15 protein-coding genes are annotated in these 18,466 nt (G+C 62.1%); 10 read left to right on the plus strand and 5 right to left on the minus strand.

Annotation, left to right across the window (positions count from 1 at the left end; translation table 11 throughout):
* Positions 1-31: 31 nt before the first annotated feature.
* A complete protein-coding gene (locus tag N5D61_RS23020; protein ID WP_279894311.1) occupies positions 32-2,191 on the minus strand; it encodes a TonB-dependent siderophore receptor in 2,160 nt (719 codons plus the stop codon).
* A gap of 258 nt (positions 2,192-2,449) precedes the next feature.
* On the minus strand, positions 2,450-3,454 hold the full coding sequence (locus N5D61_RS23025) for an NADP-dependent oxidoreductase (RefSeq protein WP_279894312.1): 1,005 nt from the start codon (positions 3,452-3,454) through the stop codon (positions 2,450-2,452).
* A gap of 233 nt (positions 3,455-3,687) precedes the next feature.
* On the opposite strand from N5D61_RS23025, the gene N5D61_RS23030 reads away from it, so the two are divergent.
* The 4 genes from N5D61_RS23030 to N5D61_RS23045 all read left to right on the plus strand — a co-directional run bounded on the left by N5D61_RS23030 (position 3,688) and on the right by N5D61_RS23045 (position 9,349).
* The gene (locus N5D61_RS23030) at positions 3,688-4,449 is read left to right on the plus strand and encodes an SDR family oxidoreductase (protein WP_279894313.1); all 762 of its coding nucleotides are present in this window, start codon (positions 3,688-3,690) and stop codon (positions 4,447-4,449) included.
* A gap of 99 nt (positions 4,450-4,548) precedes the next feature.
* Positions 4,549-6,021 carry a mechanosensitive ion channel family protein gene (locus N5D61_RS23035; RefSeq protein WP_279894314.1) on the plus strand — a complete coding sequence of 491 codons (1,473 nt, stop codon included), beginning with the start codon at positions 4,549-4,551 and terminating at the stop codon, positions 6,019-6,021.
* 116 nt (positions 6,022-6,137) lie between these two features.
* Positions 6,138-7,067, plus strand: a complete 930-nt coding sequence (locus N5D61_RS23040) for an LD-carboxypeptidase (protein ID WP_279894315.1) — start codon at positions 6,138-6,140, stop codon at positions 7,065-7,067.
* A gap of 311 nt (positions 7,068-7,378) precedes the next feature.
* A complete protein-coding gene (locus N5D61_RS23045; protein ID WP_279894316.1) occupies positions 7,379-9,349 on the plus strand; it encodes a methyl-accepting chemotaxis protein in 1,971 nt (656 codons plus the stop codon).
* Between the two features lie 98 nt (positions 9,350-9,447).
* On the opposite strand, the gene N5D61_RS23050 is transcribed toward N5D61_RS23045, so the two are convergent.
* From N5D61_RS23050 to N5D61_RS23060, 3 genes are all read right to left on the minus strand, one after another.
* On the minus strand, positions 9,448-10,635 hold the full coding sequence (locus N5D61_RS23050) for a benzoate/H(+) symporter BenE family transporter (RefSeq protein ID WP_108240162.1): 1,188 nt from the start codon (positions 10,633-10,635) through the stop codon (positions 9,448-9,450).
* Positions 10,636-10,869: 234 nt separating this feature from the next.
* Positions 10,870-11,226 (minus strand): 6-carboxytetrahydropterin synthase QueD, encoded by a 357-nt coding sequence (gene queD / locus N5D61_RS23055; RefSeq protein WP_108240163.1) that lies wholly within the window; start codon positions 11,224-11,226, stop codon positions 10,870-10,872.
* Positions 11,227-11,343: 117 nt separating this feature from the next.
* Positions 11,344-12,426, minus strand: coding sequence for a patatin-like phospholipase family protein (locus N5D61_RS23060; protein WP_279894317.1), 1,083 nt, complete (start codon positions 12,424-12,426; stop codon positions 11,344-11,346).
* 157 nt (positions 12,427-12,583) lie between these two features.
* Here N5D61_RS23060 and N5D61_RS23065 point away from each other — a divergent pair, with 157 nt between their 5' ends.
* The 6 genes from N5D61_RS23065 to N5D61_RS23090 all read left to right on the plus strand — a co-directional run bounded on the left by N5D61_RS23065 (position 12,584) and on the right by N5D61_RS23090 (position 18,335).
* Entirely contained in the window at positions 12,584-12,892 is a 309-nt protein-coding gene (locus N5D61_RS23065) for a PepSY domain-containing protein (RefSeq protein ID WP_279894318.1), read from the plus strand.
* On the plus strand, positions 12,892-13,221 hold the full coding sequence (locus N5D61_RS23070; protein ID WP_279894319.1) for a PepSY domain-containing protein: 330 nt from the start codon (positions 12,892-12,894) through the stop codon (positions 13,219-13,221). Before N5D61_RS23065 ends, N5D61_RS23070 begins: the two co-directional genes overlap by 1 nt.
* Before the next feature lie 11 nt (positions 13,222-13,232).
* Complete coding sequence (locus N5D61_RS23075) at positions 13,233-13,898, plus strand: response regulator transcription factor (RefSeq protein ID WP_279894320.1); 666 nt, start codon at positions 13,233-13,235, stop codon at positions 13,896-13,898.
* Complete coding sequence (locus N5D61_RS23080) at positions 13,895-15,220, plus strand: ATP-binding protein (protein WP_279894321.1); 1,326 nt, start codon at positions 13,895-13,897, stop codon at positions 15,218-15,220. Before N5D61_RS23075 ends, N5D61_RS23080 begins: the two co-directional genes overlap by 4 nt.
* 237 nt (positions 15,221-15,457) lie before the next feature.
* Positions 15,458-17,137 (plus strand): methyl-accepting chemotaxis protein, encoded by a 1,680-nt coding sequence (locus N5D61_RS23085; protein ID WP_279894322.1) that lies wholly within the window; start codon positions 15,458-15,460, stop codon positions 17,135-17,137.
* A 133-nt stretch (positions 17,138-17,270) separates the two neighbouring features.
* Positions 17,271-18,335: an AI-2E family transporter gene (locus N5D61_RS23090; RefSeq protein ID WP_112198786.1), complete on the plus strand. Its 1,065-nt coding sequence runs from the start codon at positions 17,271-17,273 to the stop codon at positions 18,333-18,335.
* Positions 18,336-18,466 lie beyond the last annotated feature (131 nt).

The raw sequence follows: 18,466 nt of genomic DNA on the forward strand, positions 1-18,466 counted from the left end.
GCCTTCCACCGACGGGTGGGCTGAAGGCGAATCAGAAATCGATGGTTCCGGAGAACTTCACCAGGCGAGGGTCGCCCTGGCTCAGGTAGCCGCCGTTGGCTGAAGCCCAGTAATCCTTGTTGGCGATGTTCTCCACATTCACCCGCAACGTCACGTCCTTCTGCGCCACCTTGAAGCCATACCGGGCGCCTGCGTCGAAGCGGTTCCAGGTCGGCAGGCTGAGGGTGTTGGTGGGGTTGGCATATTGGCCGCCGGTGCGCAGGAAGCGTGCATTGAGCGCGACACCCTGTAGCCCCGGCACTTCCCAGTCGACGCTGGCATTCATCAGGAAGGTCGGTACGCCCACGGCATGGTTGCCGTCGTTGGCACCGCCCGCGGTGTCCTCCAGTTTCGACTCCATGCGCGTGGCGCCCGCCAACAGGCGAAGGCCGTCCAGCGGTTCACCGAAGACACTGAACTCGATACCGCGGTTGACCTGCTTGCCTTCGCGCAGATACAGGTTGGTCGCCGAATCGACGAAGCCTTCGGTGGGTTTTTCGATCCTGAAGGCCGCGAGGTTGGCACCGAAGGTGCCCATGTCCAGCTTCAGCCCTGCCTCGTACTGCTTGGTCCGGCCTGGTGGGAACGTCTGTCCGATGTTCAGGACATTGCCGCTGGCGGTCGGCCCCTGGGCAAGCCCTTCAATGCGGTTGGCATACAGCGACAGGGTCTCGGTGGGTTTGTAGACGATGCCATACACCGGCGTGGTGATGCCGTCGTCGTACAGGGAGGTCCGCGCCCCGGAGTTGACGTTGTAGTTCTCCACCCGCAGTTGCTGGCGGCGCACGCCATAGGTCAGCAGGAGCGAATCGTCGAACAGACCGACAGTGTCCGACAGGGCGATGCTGCGGTTGCGGGTTTTGCCAGCCAGGTCGGGGTCGCCCAGATCGCCGCCCACCAATGTCACGGTGCTTGGCCGCGGGATCGACGGGGTGTTGTAGATATTGGTCGGCACACTGTTGTAGAAGACGTAGCCGTTCTCTTGCCGGGTCCAGATGCTCGCGGCGCCCAACGCCACCTGATGGCTGATGGGGCCGGTCTGAAACTTGCCGTTGAGGCCGGTCATGAACGTGCCGTTGTCTTCGTTGTGGATGGTGTCGGATGAGCTGATGGTGCCGTTGCCATTCGCGGCATTGGTCAGGGTGGGCGTGCCATAGGCGCCGGTTTCCCGGGTGTGCTTGCCGCCGCCAGCCAGGTAGGCCGTCCAGCTGTCGCTCAAGTCGTATTCGGCGCGGAACATGCCGAAGGTGTCTTCGGTTTCCTGGTGGCTCCAGTCCTGCCCGTAATTGTGATCGGCATCGGGCGCGTGAGGGATGCGCGTCAGCCCGGCACCGAGCCGTACGTTGTTGCGCAAATGGTTGATGCGCTCTTTCTGGTAGCCGAAATCGGTCGAAAGCCTGAAACGGTCACCCCGGTAGTCGAGCCCGGCGATGAACAGCTTCGAGCGTTGGTCCATGTCGTCGATGGCGGTCTCGCCCTCGCGCTGGCTGAGGTTCAGGCGTGCGCCAAAGCGGTTGTCTTCACCGAAGCGCTGGCCCAGGTCAAGGTGCTCGCCAACGCGGCCGTCGGTGCTGATGTCCTGGGTGTAGCGGCGCGTCGGAACGTCTTCGGCGCGCTTGGGTTGCAGGTTGACGTTGCCGCCTAGGCCGGTACCCGTGGGGCTGGCACCATTGAGGAAAGCGTTGGGGCCCTTGAACACCTCGACGCGTTCGACCGAATCCACCGAGATGATCTGGCGGGGTAGCACGCCGTAGAGCCCGTTGAACGAGATGTCATCGCCGTTGAGTGGCAGCCCGCGAATCACAAAGGCTTGCGACTGGTTGCCGAAGCCCCCGGACATGCGCACGGAAGGGTCGTTGAGCAGCACGTCGCCGACGTTCTCCGCGCCTTGGTCCTCGATCAACTTGGCGGTGTAACTGGTCAGGGTGAAGGGGACATCCATAGTGTCCTGGTTGCCCAGCAACCCCATCTGTCCGCCGCGCGCGACCTGTCCACCCGCAAACGCTTCGGGCAGGGCACTCTGCGGTTGTTTGAAAGCATCGGCACTGACGTCTGTGGCGCCGAGCTCGAGTGGCTCGGCTGACCAGGTGCTGACGCTGACCGAGCAGCACAGCGCCAGCAGAGTAGGGCGGGAGGGGAAGCGAATAGCCATGGAGGAAGTTCCTGTACGAGTCTCGATCCAGCTGCCAGACGCTTCCCTGCGGCACTGTGGTGTGGCGGAGTAGAATACAGAAACGTATTGCAAATTGTTATCATTAAGCCTCTATTTTTTTACGAAAATTTCACAACTGCTGCGACGGCCTCCTCGGTTGCTGTTGACCCTTGCCTGGCCCCCGTGGCGGCTTCGATACCCGCCACGGGGGCCAGCGGCGGCGCTTGGCCGCTGCCCCCCCCCCCCGGCAAGACACAATCAGACCTTCAGCACCAGCTTGCCGTGGTTTTCTCCGTTGAACAGCATCTGCAAGGTTTCCGGGAAGGTTTCCAGGCCCTCGACCACGTGCTCCTTGCTCTTGAGCTTGCCTTGGGCGAGCCAGCCCGCCATCTCCCTCCCTGCCTTGCCGAAATGCTCGGCATGGTCCATCACGACAAACCCTTCCATGCGCGCCCGGTTGACCAGCAACGACAAGTAATTGGCCGGGCCTTTGACCGCTTCTTTGTTGTTGTATTGGCTGATCGCGCCACAGATCACCACGCGCGCCTTGAAGGCCAGGCGTGTCAACACTGCGTCGAGCACGTCACCCCCGACGTTGTCGAAGAACAGGTCCACGCCCTTTGGACATTCGCGTTTCAGGGCGGCATGTAGATCCTCGTTTTTGTAATCGATGGCGCCGTCGAAACCGAACGCTTCCACCAGCGTCTTGCATTTTTCCTGACCGCCCGCGATGCCGATCACCCGGCAGCCCTTGATCTTGGCGATCTGCCCGGCGACGCTGCCCACCGCACCGGCCGCCCCGGAAATCACCACGGTGTCGCCTGGCTTCGGTTGACCGACTTCCAACAACGCGAAGTAGGCCGACATTCCGGTCATGCCCAGCGCCGCCAGGTAAACGGGCAGGGGCAGCAGCGTGGGATCGACCTTGTGCAACCCTTTGGGATCGCCGACGAAATAATCCTGTACGCCCAGCACCCCTTGCACGTAGTCGCCTACCGCGAAAGACGGGTGCTGCGACTCGATGATCCGTCCCACCCCCAGCGCCCGCATGACTTCACCCAAGCCCACTGGAGCGATGTACGACTTGCCCTCGTTCATCCAGCCGCGCATGGCCGGGTCCAGCGACAGGTACTCGTTCTTCACCTGCACCTGACCGGGGGCGATTTCGGCCAAGGGGACGGTCTGAAACGTGAAATCGTCGCGGCTGGCAGCCCCTGTCGGGCGGCGGGCCAGGAGGAACTGGCGGTTGTTCAGGGTGCTCATCGGCGGTCTCCTGCGTGAGAGGGAAAGGTCAGTCATAGCCTTGGTCTGCGTTTGCGGCAAGCAAAGCCCGTCGAGCGAATGCGCGCCGATCCATCGGATTGATGCGCATGCCCCGCGTATGGACCCCGCCATCACCGCCACGCATGGGGCTGCAACCGGGGCTTTGATAGTGCTGATGCAGACACCGGGCTCGTCGCTAGACTGGCCCCCACCCATGACAAGAGGCTGAACCCATGAGCATGACGTTTTCCGGGCAAGTCGCCCTGGTGACCGGCGCCGCCGCCGGCATTGGCCAGGCCACCGCGCTGGCCTTCGCCGAGGAAGGATTGAAAGTGGTCGTGGTCGATCTGGACGTCGATGGCGGTGAAGCCACCGCCCAGCGGATTCGTCAGGCTGGCGGCCAAGCGCTGTTCCTGCGTTCCGATGTGACGAAGGAAGCCGACGTCCGGCAAATGATGACCCAAACCGTCGAAGCGTTCGGGCGAGTGGATTACGCCTTCAACAACGCAGGCATTGAGATCGAGAAGGGGCGCCTGGCCGAAGGCAGCGAAGCCGAATTCGATGCGATCATGGGCGTCAATGTCAAAGGCGTGTGGCTGTGCATGAAGTACCAGTTGCCCGTCATGCTGGCACAGGGTGGAGGCGCTATCGTCAACACCGCGTCGATCGCTGGCCTTTCGGCCGCACCCAAGATGAGCATTTATGCCGCGTCCAAGCACGCCGTCATCGGGCTGACCAAGTCGGCTGCCATCGAATATGCGAAAAAGCATATTCGGGTCAACGCGGTATGCCCGGCGGTGATCGACACCGACATGTTCCGTCGCGCCCATGAGGCCGATCCGCGCAAGGCCGAGTTCGCCGCTACCCTGCACCCGGTAGGACGCATCGGTAAGGTTGAGGAAATCGCCAGTGCGGTGTTGTATCTGTGCAGCGATGGGGCCGCCTTCACCACTGGGCATTCGTTGGCGGTGGACGGGGGCGTGACCGCATTTTGATCGCGGCTCGGTAGCCGGGCCGTCAGTAGGGTTCCGGCCGCAGTTGCGGTCTGGGGATTCAGCTACGCTGCAAGGGTTACTGACCGCCAGAGACCGTCGATGGATCACCTGTGGTTCGCCTACCCGCTCATCAGCGCAGCCGTGTTACTGGTCATCGATCTGCTGCTTTGGCAGTGGCTGCACCCCCGTTATCTGCGACGCAAGCTGGCGTGCCGTCTGGTGCTGTTCGTGCTCTTCAGCATGGCGCTGCTCGACGGTGGCTTGAGCCCGCTGTATCCGGTCCCCGCCGATTGGTCGGTGCCCCGGCACGTGTTGGCGACCCTCCTGACCATTGCCTGGTGGCTGTTCGGCGCGCGTGCCCTGACGGTGCTGATCGTGGTGGTCATGGAGCCGCGCATCGGCGGCAAAGGGCATTTGCTGCAAGACGTGATGGGCGCGATCATCTTCCTGGTTGCAGGGGTGGCAGCCGCGGGCTATGTGCTGGATCTGCCCGTCAAGGGTCTGCTGGCGACCTCGGGCGCGGTGGCGATCATTCTCGGTCTGGCCGTGCAGAGCACCCTGGGCGATGTGTTTTCCGGCATCGTGCTCAATGCCACCAAGCCGTTTCGCGTCGACGACTGGATCCGCGTTGACGACATCGAAGGCAAAGTGATCGAGATCGACTGGCGGTCTACGCACTTGCTGACGTCCGAAGGCAGCATGGCGGTGATCCCCAATGCCATGGCGGCCAAGACACGCATCGTCAATTTCAGTCGTCCTGACCACTTCCATGCCATCAGCCTGAACATCGAGCTGCCGACACGCTTGCGTCCCAGCCTGGTGCTGGACTCCCTCGACAAGGCGATTCTCGGCTGTCGGGAACTGCTGGCTCAGCCCAAGGCGTCCGCGGTCGTGGTCAGGTCCGGCTTGCGCAGCGTCGAGTATGAGGTCACCGGCTATGTGAAATCCCGGGACCGACGCACGGCGGTGCGCAACCAGCTCTATGACCTCATCCATCGACAACTGGCGGCCACTGAAACCCGAGCGGACCAGACACGCCCGGCCACGCGGCAGTCGGCGGTGCTCAACACCGTGGGCGCGCTGCGCATGCTGGGGGATGACGACCGTGCTCAACTTGAGCAGCACATGCACCTGGGCTCCTATGCGGCCAAGGACGTCGTGCTGGCCGAAGGCGTGATTCCCGATGCGCTCTACATCATCGAATCCGGCGTAATGTCAGTGTCCATCCAGCGCCCGGAAGGGTGGATGGAAGTCGGGCGCATGGGGCCTGGCGAGCTGTTCGGTGAAACCGGCTTCGTCGACGCCAGTCCCACGGTCGGTCGGTTCTGCGCCTTTACGGATTGCATGATCTACCGGATAGACAAAGCCGACCTCGACCCGTGGCTGCAAGCCCACAACGAATTGTTGGGCGCGCTGGCGGGGCTGGCGAAATTCCGCAGCAAAGCGCGAGCCGCACTGCTGGAAACCCAGCCTGAGGTGGTGGATGCAAGGGGCTTCATGGGCTGGTTACGCAAAAGCGTCACTCGGTTTCAGGTCAGTCGCGGGCCTGGCCCGAACGACAGAATGAGTTGAATGGCGCGCGCGGTGCCCGACGCCCAACGGATTGCCATCCAGGCTTTCATCACTGGATTCAATGCAGGGAGTGCTCTAAATTGCCGGTTCAGTCCAATGCCTGTCGAGTTGTCGAGATGTCTGTTGCCCGTCCTGTCCTGAACCCTTCCGTCCTGCGCGCAGGCGATGCCGTGGCCTTGGTGTCGCCCGCCGGGCCTGTCGCCGAGGCAAGGGTTCTGGCGGCCGTACAGGAATTGAGCGCGTGGGGGCTGCGGCCCAGGGTTTATCCCCATGCGCTGGACGCCGACCACTACCTGGCCGGCAGTGATGCCAGCCGAGCAGCCGACCTGAACGATGCGCTGGCGGATCCTGAAATTCGCGCCGTGTTGTGCAACCGGGGCGGCTATGGCGTGCAGCGCATTCTCGACCATCTGGACTACGACGCCGTGCGACAGGACCCCAAGCTGGTGGTGGGTTTTTCCGACATCACTGCCCTGCATGCGGCACTGTGGCAGCACACCGGGCTGGTCACGGTGCACGGCCCGGTGGCCGCGCAATTGGAACGCGGCGGCCTGTTCGCCAGCACCCTGCGCCACGTGCTGATGAGTACCGCGCCAATGGTGGTGGAGGCCAGTCGTGACGAGCCTACCTACAGCGTCCGCACCTGCGGTGTCGCCCGGGGGACCCTGCTGGGCGGCAACCTGAGCATCCTCAGCACCTGTGTCGGTACACCCTTCATGCCGGATCTGGAAGGCGCGATCCTGCTGATCGAGGACGTGGGCGAGCTGGCCTATCGGGTGGATCGGCTGCTGACCCATTTGGGCAATTGCGGCCTGCTGAAGCGCGTGGCCGGCATCGCCGTCGGGCAGTTCAGTGAGCCCGGCCACGGCAACAATCCGATCCGGCCGCCAGAGGTGCTGATGGAGCGGCTGGGTTCGCTGGGTATTCCGTTGCTCGGCGGGCTTTCCATTGGCCACGGTGACCGCAATCTTGCCGTTGCCCTGGGCAGCCAGGCCACCCTCGATGCGGATGCGGGTACGCTGACCGTCTCCCCGGCAGCGCGCTGACGGGCCTGACTGAAAGCGCGTTACTGGCGCACAGTTGTCACCAAAGTGCCCGGTTTTGCGGCGCCAGGACCGGGCCCTCACGTAGTTTTCTGCTTAATGGCAACCCGTTATCGCATCCGCAATCCTGTTGAAACGCCTGGGACGGCCGATAACCATTCTGGAAGCGACGCTGACGTAGCTATTTGCCATTAAACTGACGTCAAGCGCTTGTTTTGCCGCTTACCCATTGCGACTCTGCACGAAAATTGAATGGCCGTGTTGAATGCGGCTTCGCTGTGTGCGCCTTTTACGCTGTGATTGGGGATGATCGAATGATGTCGGCCGTGCAATCGCGTTTTGCCAACCTGGGTATGGCAAAAAAACTGGGTATCGGGTTTCTCCTCGTTTTACTGCTGACCGCACTGGTCGCCGCGATTGGCGTCTGGTCGCTGCGTTCGATCAGCGTGCATTTCGACAGCCTCAAGCAGATGACGGCACTCAATACCGGCCTCAACCGCGTTCGCCTGATGGAGCAGGATTACGCGTTGCACAGCGATCCGAAGGTGGTCGAGGCACTGCATGCGGGGCTCGATGCTCTGAACGCGCAGGCCGAGCAACTCAAAGCCAGTTCGGCGGTGAACCAGCAGGTGATGGGCGAGGTTCAGCAGGCATTGGCGGCCTATCGCAAATCCTTCGACGAGTTCGTCAGCATCAGCCAGAGCAAGGACCTGGCGCTGGAGATGGCCAGTTGGTCGGTCTCCAGCGTGGCCAATAACCTCGACGTGCTGCAGGCGGGGCTCGCCGATGACGGTGCTTACACCCTCAAGGACTCCCAGGGCCAGCAGGGCTCGGAGTTCATCGAGCAGTCCGGCCAGATCGGCCAGATTTCCAAGCTGATGATGCAGGCACTGGACGAAGCGCGAGTGCGACTGGACAAGAGCCGCAAGACCGGCACTGGCGAAGAGGCCAAGACGGGCAAGATCGAGCAAGCGGTGCAGGCTCAGGACATGGCCAATCAACTCAAGGATGTGATCAAGGACGCGGGCTACCTGACGGTGCTGACGGAAGTCATCGGTCACATCGGCAACTTCAGCGACAAGCTCAATGAATACACCGGTCTGCTGGCGGATGAGGCCAAGGTCTCCCAGCAATTGGCCAGCAACGCAAAAACGGTGGTGCAACAGGTCAACCAGGCTTATGACGCCGAAGACCAGTCGATGCTGGGCGAACTGCACGCCAACTCGCTGAAGATCATCGGCTCGTCGATTCTGGCGTTGCTTGTGGGGCTCGTGGCGTCGTTTCTCATTACCCGGATCATCGTCGCACCGCTGCGCTCGGTGATCGCCACAGCCCAACGCATCGCGGCGGGGGATCTGAGCGGCACCGTGCAAGTCACGCGCAAGGATGAAATCGGTCAATTGATGCAGGCCATGCAGCAGATGGGCGCCGGCCTGAGCGGTATCGTCAGCGGCCTGCAGGCGGGGATCGAGCAATTGGCAACGTCCGCCCATTCACTGTCGGCGGTGACCGAGCAGACCAATCTGGAAGTCAGTACCCAGAAAGAAGAAACCGAGCAGGTCGCCACGGCCATGAACCAAATGACCGCCACCGTGCACGATGTGGCGCGTAATGCGGAGGAAGCCGCGCTTGCCGCGCAAACGGCCGATAACAAGGTGGACAGCGGCCAGGCGGTGGTCCGCCAGAGCATGCAGCGCATCGAGCAACTGGCCAGCTCGGCGAACTCGGCCAGCGACAGTATCGAAAGCCTCAGCGCCGAAATTCAGGACATCGGCAAGGTACTGAGCGTCATCAAAAGCGTGGCTGAGCAGACCAATCTGTTGGCGCTGAATGCGGCCATCGAAGCGGCCCGGGCAGGCGAGCAGGGCAGGGGCTTTGCGGTGGTGGCCGACGAAGTTCGGGCGCTGGCCAAGCGCACTCAGCAGTCGACCGAGGAAATCGAGCGGCTGGTCACTCGTCTGCGAACCAGTGCCCAGACCTCGGTGGCTCAGATCCAGAGCAGCGGTGAGCTGGTCAAACTGGCCGTCAGCGATGCCCTGCAGACGGAGAGCGCGTTGGGCAGCATTGCGGCGGCGGTGTCGTTGATCCAGCAGATGAACCAGCAGATCGCTGCCGCGGCCGAAGAGCAAAGCTCGGTGGCTGAAGAGATCAACCGCAGCGTCACCAGCATCCGCGCCAGCGCCGATCAGTCGGCGCTGGCGATGCAGGGCAACGCTGCCTCGAGCATCGAATTGGCGTCGCTGGGCATGGAACTGAAAGGCATGGTGGGGCATTTCAGGCTTTGAGCCCCCCCGGCGCCTCGCGTGCCAGCGTTGGCTCGTCGTAACGCTCTGCCGTCGGCGATGTTTACGATGCGAAACGGCCCCTCGAAGCGGGGCCGTTTTCATTTGCGCGGGTTCAGGATCATCAGCGTCAGCACGCCCGCCACGATGCCCCAAAAAGCCGAGCCGATGGAAAACAGCGTCAGCCCCGACGAGGTGACCATGAAAGTGATCAGCGCCGCTTCACGCTCCTTCGGCTCATTCATGGCCACTGTCAGCCCGTTCATGATCGAGCCGAACAGGGCCAGGGCCGCAATGGAGAGCACCAGCTCCTTGGGAAAGGCCGCAAACAAGGCCGCCAGCGTCGCGCCGAAGACCCCCGCGATGGCGTAGAAAATCCCGCACCAAATGGCCGCCGTGTAACGCTTGTTGCGGTCTTCGTGGGCGTGAGGGCCGGTGCAAATGGCGGCGCTAATCGCTGCCAGCGTGATGCCGTGGCCGCCGAAAGGCGCAGTGATCAACGAGATCAGACCGGTAGCGGAAATCAGCGGTGACGCGGGGGTCTGGTAGTCGTCGGCCCGCAGCACGGCGATACCCGGCATGTTTTGTGAGGTCATCGCCACGACGAACAGCGGGATGCCAATGCTGATGGTCGCGCCCAGCGAAAACGCAGGGGTGGTCCATTCGGGAATCGCCACCTCCAGGGTGAAACCGCTGAAATTCAGCATGCCGAGCATCGCCGACAGGGCAACCCCCACCAGCAATGCCATCAGCACCGCGTAGCGAGGCGAGTAGCGCTTGACGATCAGGTACGTGAAAAACATGCTCAGCACCAGGCCGGTGCGGTGTTGCGCAGCGACGAAAATCTCGCTGCCGATCTTGAACAGGATCCCGGCCAGCAAGGCTGCGGCGAGGGAGGTCGGCAAGCGACTGATGAGCTTTTCGAAGCTGCCGGTGATCCCACAGATGAGCACCAATGCCGCACTGGTCATGAAGGCGCCGATCGCCTCTGGATAGGCCACATGCCCAAGGCTGGTGATCAGCAACGCTGCGCCAGGTGTTGACCAGGCCACGGTGATCGGTGAGCGATAGCGCAATGACAGACCGATGTTGCACACCGCCATCCCCATGAACAGCGCCCAGATCCAGGAGGAAATCTGCCCCGACGTCAGGCCGGCGGCCTGGCCCGCCTGGAATATCAGCACCAGCGAGCTGGTGACGCCCGTCATCATCGCGATGAAGCCCGCCACGATGGCCGAAGGGGAGGAGTCGCGCAGTGGGCGCAACGGCGCGCGGGTGGCGTCGGTCATGCGGGGATCCTTGGAGCGGTCGGTAAAGGGAACGCCAAGCCTATACGCACTCGTGATCTTTTATTGCAATACAGCCGCTAACGCATTGATCGGCACAGTTTCACGTTGGCACGTTGCTTTGATCGTTGCGCTTTGCAACAGCATGGGCCTGGCCAGTGGCGAGGGAATCGCTCATCCGAGCGACAAAAAAAACCACCTGGGCAGGTGGTTTTCGTGGAACGCCGCCTCACTCGATCACTCGCCGCGATAGACGCAGCCGCTGGTGCACGTCTCGTGGATGCGAATGGCCGACAGCTCCGGCAGAAGCGGTTTCAATTCCTTCCAGATCCACTTGACCAGCACCTCGCTGGTCGGGTTCTCCAGACCGGGAATGTCGTTCAGGTAGTTGTGATCGAGACGCTCGTAAAGCGGCTTGAAGATCGTCTTGATCTCGGAAAAGTCACGGATCCAGCCGGTGTGCGGATCGGGCTCGCCCTGCAGGTAGATCGCCACGCGGAACGAGTGGCCGTGCAGGCGGCCACACTTGTGGCCCTCGGGAACGTGGGGCAGGCGGTGGGCCGATTCGAAGGTAAATTCTTTGAAGATTTCCACAGTAGTCAGGGCCTTGAAAGGTGGCGATCGCCGAGGCGAAGAAATGCAGGTCGCGAGTTTATCAGCATTGCCTGGCCGTGGGGCGGCCAGAACCTGACCGCTTGGTTGAACGAATGGTCACACCAGCGGTTCGAGGCGGCTTGCCAGGCGCCCGCTGTCCGCTAGCTCCAGAAACTCGTCACCCAGCTTTCGGCTCTGCTCCATCGCCGTTCGCCAATAGTGCTGGCGCGCTTTGTCCTGGCCCATGAAGCGTTTGAAATCGCTGCGGTCCGGCAGCTTCCCGAACGGCAGCGCCGCGAGATATTCCCGCGAAGGCGCCAGCAGCAGGACATCCTGCAAGCGGCCCTGATCGCCGCGCCGCCAGGGCAGGGTCTTGTCGAACCAGCCGGGAATGACTTTGTCGGTGAAATGGGGATACAGAACGATATCGCTGCCGCTGTAGGGCAGGTCCAAGTGATAGTCCAGCAGACCGCCGTCGCGAAAGGTGCCGGGGCCGGCGCCGGGGATGTCCATGACGCCCTGCATCACCATGGGGATCGACCCGGAAGCCAGCAGCGCCTGGCGCAGGTTGGCGGTGTCCAGCGGCAGGCAGCGAGAAGGAAAGTCCGTGAGGGCCGACAGCGGCGGAAGTTGCCGCGCGTCATGTAGAATCACGCGCTCGAAATGTCGCGACAGACGCGCCCGTCCCAGCAGGTTATCGGCAATCACCGACCCGAGCCCGATCCCCAGCCCGCCACGATGATCCCGCGCCAGCAGGCCATGGCTTTTGACGACCATGATGTTAAGGCGGTAAAGCGGGTGGCTCAGGACGCTGGCATCGCGGCCTTGCAACAGGTCATCGAGCATCTGGGTGCAGCTCTGGCTGACTTCGGCCATGGTCACGCCTTTGGCGAAGCACTGCTCGTTGTACAAGTGGCCCAGCCGCTCCAGCCCTGCGACGGGATCGGGCAGGCAGGCACTGGCAAATCGCCAAGAGCCGATCGAGGCCCCGATCAACGCCCGTTCGCGTGGGGCGCGCGGCAGCCAGTCGCCGAAAAGGGCCAGGTCGAGCCCCTGAATCCCGAGGGCTTTGGGGCCACCCGCCGCACCCGGGAGCGTGCCCACGTCCTCCGGGGCCAGTCCGCGCTCACGAATGCGCGTCAGCGCGCGCCGACCGGCTTTCAGGGTCAGTGCGGGGCGTTTGATGTGAATCGCGGTCATGGAGGCTCCGGAATTGAACGGTGGCAAAGTATACCCGTGACGCAGACGGCGGGCGGTCGTCCGTGATGATGGCACCTAGCCAGAGAATTCAGTTTGAATTAAGTTCGGTTGTTTATCGTAAGTCCCGTCAACCCAATGAACGAAACGGAGACTTGCCATGAACACATTCACTGCCTTCTTTGCCGCTTCTGCCCTCTTCGCCACCGCCGGCTATGTTCAGGCTCGCGATCTGGGCCCGGATGAGGCGCTGCGCCTGCGCGATGCAGGTACTATTCAATCCTTCGAAAAACTCAACGCGGCGGCGCTGGCCAAGCACCCGAACGCCACCATCACCGAAACCGAGCTGGAACAGGAATATGGCAAATACGTCTATCAGGTCGAATTGCGCGACGGCAAAGGCGTCGAGTGGGACGTCGAGCTGGATGCCGTCAGCGGCCAAGTGCTCAAAGATCATCAGGACACCTGATGACCAGGCCTGAACGTTTCGGCGTTCGCTTCGTCCATGGTCTGCTGGCGGTTGCCACCGCGCTGCTCTGCACGGTCAGTGCAGCGCGGGACCTTGATCAGGACGAAGCGCTCAAATTGCGCCAGCAGGGGGTGATCCTCCCGCTGGAGCAATTCATCGAGCAGGCGCTGGGGCGTTACCCCGGTTCGAAGTTGCTGGAAGCCGAGCTGGAAGAAAAACACGATGTGTTGGTCTACGAGATCGAATTGCTGACCCACGACCATGTGGTCCGCGAACTGAAGTTCGACGCACGCGACAGTCGCCTGCTCGAAGACAAGGAAGACGATTAGGAAAATGCCCCATGCGCCTGTTACTGGTTGAAGACAACGTACCCCTGGCGGACGAACTGGTCGGCGCCTTGAGCCAGGGGTACGCCGTCGACTGGCTTACTGATGGCCGTGATGCTATCCATCAGGGGGCGAGCGAGCCTTACGACATCATTGTGCTGGACCTCGGGCTGCCCGGCATCCCGGGTCTTGAAGTCCTGCAGAAATGGCGAGCGGATGGTTTGTCGACCCCTGTGCTGGTGCTGACCGCGCGCGGCTCGTGGGCCGAGCGAATCGAGGGCCTCAAGGCCGGCGCCGACGATTACCTCACCAAGCCTTTTCATCCAGAAGAACTGCAATTGCGGATTCAGGCGCTGCTGCGTCGCGCGCGAGGGTTGGCCAACCAGCCGAAGCTCGAAGCCGCCGGGCTGCATCTGGACGAAGGTCGGCAATGCGTTACCCGGGAGGGCGAAGAGATTCAGCTCACCGCCGCTGAGTTTCGCCTGCTGCGCTATTTCATGCTGCACCCCGAACAGATTCTTTCCAAAGGCCACCTGGCCGACCATTTGTATGACGGCGAAAACGAGCGCGATTCCAACGTGATTGAAGTGCACGTCAATCACCTGCGGCGCAAGCTGGGGCGGGCGGTCGTCGAGACCCGTCGTGGTCAGGGTTACCGGTTTGGCGGGGGCGGGGGGTGAGGTCGATCCAACGACGGCTGAGCCTCGGCCTGATCAGCGTCCTGCTGATCATCGGCCTGGCCTTGGCACAGATCAGCCTGTGGCTGTTCGAAGTCGGATTGCAACGGTACCTGGAATCCGGGCTGCGCAACGACGCCGAGATGTTGCTCGTTGCCATCGTGCGTGGGCCGTCGGGGCTGCAACTGGACGAGCATCGTCTATCGCCCGGCTACCAACGACCCTATTCGGGCCACTACTTCCGGATCGACTTCGACGGCGGTCACTGGCGCTCGCGCTCGTTATGGGATCTTGAATTGCCGCAACCGGACGCGCCCGGCCTCAACGCCGACGTGAAATTGGCCAAGGCCAGCCAATCGCTGTTGCTGCTGCACACCGAATACCGCAAATTTGGCCAGCCGATTTCCATCACCGTCGCTCAGGATTACACTCCGGTCAAATCCAGCTTTGCGCTGGTGCAGCGCATCGGTCTTGCCTTGGGGCTGGGGGGGCTGATGTTGATTCTGATTCTGCAACGGATCACCGTGCGGCGTGCGCTACGGCCGTTGGACCGGGCACGGGATCAGATCCAGCAGTTGCAACAGGGCCAGCGCACGCACTTGGATGAGGCTGTCCCCCTGGAGCTCGAGCCTTTGGTGGCGCAGATCAACCACCTGCTGGCGCACACCGAAGACAGCCTCAAGCGCTCGCGCAATGCACTGGGCAACCTTGGCCATGCGCTGAAAACGCCTTTGGCCGTGCTGATGAGCCTGGCTCAGGGGCAAAAGTTGGCCCAGCACCCGCAGATCCAGGCCACGCTGCAGGATCAGTTGCGGCAGATTCAGCAACGCCTCGAACGTGAGCTGAACCGGGCCCGGTTGTCGGGGGACGCGTTGCCTGGCGTGCGATTCGACTGCGACGCGGAGTTGCCAGGGTTGTTTTCCACCTTGCAGATGATCCATGGCGAACACTTGGCGTTGAGCAACGATGTTGCACCGGAGCTCATACTCCCGTGGGATCGCGAAGACATGCTCGAACTGCTCGGCAACCTGTTGGACAACGCCTGCAAATGGGCCGACAGCACGGTGCGCCTGTCGATCACGGAAACGCCCGAGGGCTATCGCCTGCTGATCGACGACGATGGCCCCGGGATTCCTCCGGTTCAGCGTGAAGACGTGGTCGGACGCGGTCACCGGCTGGATGAGCAGGTGACGGGCCATGGTCTTGGACTGGGCATCGTCAAGGACATCGTCGAGTCCTGGGGCGGCCATATCCACTTGTTGGACAGTCCATTGGGAGGATTGCAGGTACGCATCGAGCTGCCCGACAGGCAAAGCGTTCACTGACCTTCCTTGGTCCAGCGGCCGAAAGCAGGGTATAGCGCAACGCGAACCCGGCCACTGGATGTACCGGTACGACTGCCCAGCCTGTTCAGTGCCGTCCCGACGGTCGATGCCGGTTCGCATGTCCCGACCCTTCAAGAATGATCGCCGTCGCCGTCTCAACTTTTCGCGCGCTGGGCCGTTAAGCAGGTAAGGCGCCCCTCGTGGCAGTGCACACAATAATAAAAGGTCCCGATACGTATGCGGCTCAATCTGAAAGCCAAAGTGTTGTCCCTGGCGGTGCTTCCGGTGTTGCTGTTCGCGCTGATCATCAGCGTCAGCACGGTGGTCATGCTGCGTCAGCAGGCCGATCGAGAGGTCGATGAAACCCGTCAGCACTTGCTCGCCGAAGCCCGGTCCACGCTGCAAAGCTACGTTGCGGTCGCCATGGGTACGATCAAGCCGCTGTATGACGCCTCGGCGCCGGGGGACCTGCAGGCCCGCGCGCAAGTCATCAAGATGCTCTCGCAAGTCAAATACGCCAAAGACGGCTATTTTTTCGGCTACGACTCTCAAGCGGTGCGGCTGTTCAAGGGCGACAGCCCGGACGGCATCGGCAAAAGCTTCAAGGACGCTCGCGACCCCAACGGCGTTTACGTCAACGCCGGGTTGGTGGAGGTCGCGAAAGCAGGTACCCATTACCTCGAATATTCCTCGCCGTTGCCCGGCTCCAACGAACTGGTGCCGAAATTGGGCTACTCCGAATACCTGGCCAAATGGGACATGGCGGTGGGCTCGTCAGTGAATCTGGACAATATCGACGCCAAGGTCGCCGAAGTGCGCCAGGTCGTCGCCGAGCGAATGAAGGACATGCTGATCAGTATCATCGGCATCGCGGCTTTGTTACTGATCATCATCGCCCTGATCGGGGTGTGGATGGCCAGTAGCATTCTGCGTCCGTTGCGCTTGATGAAAGGCAATCTGGATGACATCGCTGCGGGAGAGGGCGATCTGACCCGTCGTCTGACGGTGACCTCGCAAGACGAACTGGGCGACCTGGCGAATTCGTTCAACCGCTTCGTCGACAAGATCCACGGCCTGGTCCGGCAGATTGCCGACATGACTTCACAACTGACGATGCTGGTGGGCGAGGTGACGGACCAGGCGCAACGTTCCGAACAGGCCATGGAGCGTCAGCGACACGAAACCGATCAGGTCGCCACGGCAATCAACCAGATGTCAGCGGCGGCGCAGGAAGTGGCGAAAAGTGCGCAAGGGGCGTCGGTGGCCGCGCAACAGACCGACGAAGAGGGCCAGGCCGCCAAGCGGGTGGTCAATGGCAGCATTCAGCAGATCCATGCGCTGGTGAACGATATCCGCCACAGCGGCACCTCGTTGGACAGCCTGCAAAATGACGTGACCTCCATCGTCGGCGTACTCGGGGTGATTCGTTCGATTGCCGAGCAGACCAACCTGTTGGCGCTCAACGCCGCAATCGAAGCCGCGCGGGCCGGTGAGGCCGGGCGGGGCTTCGCGGTGGTGGCCGATGAAGTGCGTGCGCTGGCCAGCCGCACACAGCAAAGCACCCAGGAAATCCAGGGCATGATCGATCGGTTGCAACAAGGTACGCAGGGGGCGGTAGAAGCGATGCGCCGCTCCAGCGAGGCCGGTGACGGCACCTCGGCGCGGGCGAACGAGGCGGGGGTTTCGCTGGACACCATCGGCCAGTTGATCGGCACCATCAATTCGATGAACGCACAGATCGCCAGTGCGGCAGAGGAGCAGACCGCCGTCGCCGAGGAAATCAATCGCAGCGTTCATCAGATCGCCGTCGCCGTAGAAAGCGTCGCCGACGAGACCCGACACAGCGCCACGACCTCGCGCAACCTGACCGAGCTCAATCAACGTCTTGGTCAACTGGTGCGGCAGTTCCGCATCTAGGTTCGGATGGGCGCGTCGCAAGGCCTGCCCATCCACCGCTTCCTCGTCGACCTATCACCGTGGGCACTCCTGCAGCGATTGGCGGACTAACGTTCAGGCCGCGCTCAGCAGCCCTCGACGACATGGAAGAAAGATGAACGAAACCGCGCTTCAAAACAAAACCCTGATGCTGCTCTTGGTGCTGGTCACCCTGGCGTTCATCTGGATCCTCCTACCGTTCTACGGTGCCGTGTTCTGGGCGGTGATCCTGGGCATTATCTTCGCCCCGCTGCAGCGGCGGTTCCTGGCGCGCTTTGGCTGGAAGCGCAATGTGGTTTCGCTGTGCACATTAACGGTGTGCCTGCTGATCGCAATCCTGCCGGTGATCATCATCAGCCTGCTGATGGTCCAGGAGGGTGCTGCGCTGTACAAGAGTGTCGAAAGTGGCCAACTGGACATTCCCAAATACCTGGCCGAGTTCAAGGCGGTTCTGCCCATTTCTCTCCAACACTGGCTCGATCGCCTGGGGATGGGGGATTTCAACAGCTTGCAGGACAAGATTTCCAAAACCGCGATGCAAGGCAGCCAATACCTGGCCACGCAGGCGTTCAGCTTCGGGCAGGGCACATTCGATTTCGTGGTGAGTTTTTTCATCATGCTGTACTTGCTGTTTTTCTTCCTGCGCGACGGGCCGGAACTGGTGCGCCGGATTCGCACGGCGATCCCACTGGCCGAGCCCCAAAAGCGTCGTCTGCAACTGAAGTTCACCCGTGTCGTCCGGGCGACGGTGAAAGGCAATGTGGTCGTGGCCGTGACGCAGGGGGCTCTGGGTGGTGTGATTTTTTGGGTGCTGGACATTCCCAGCGCACTGCTGTGGGCGGTGGCGATGGCGTTTTTGTCGCTGCTCCCCGCTGTGGGGGCGGGCATCGTCTGGGCGCCGGTGGCGGTGTACTTTCTGGTCAGCGGAATGATCTGGCAGGGGGTGGTGCTGGGGTTGTTCGGGGTGTTCGTGATCGGGCTGGTGGATAATGTCCTGCGGCCGATTCTGGTGGGCAAGGACACGCGGATGCCCGATTACCTGATTTTGATTTCGACGCTGGGCGGGATGGCGGTGTTTGGGTTGAACGGGTTTGTGATCGGGCCGATGGTTGCGGCGCTGTTCATGTCGACGTGGGGATTGTTTACCAGTGCGAAGAAAACGGTGCGATTGCCGGGTTAGGCGTTGCAGGGTTGAGGCCGCCTAGTACCTGGGCAGACGGATCTGCCCGCGATCTCAGCGGCGCCCATGGTAGGGTTGAACGGTCCCGACATCGAGAGCTGATCCATTGGCTGAGGTGACGCCGATTCACC

The organism is Pseudomonas sp. GD03842, assembly GCF_029841165.1.
Classification (GTDB): Bacteria; Pseudomonadota; Gammaproteobacteria; order Pseudomonadales; family Pseudomonadaceae; genus Aquipseudomonas.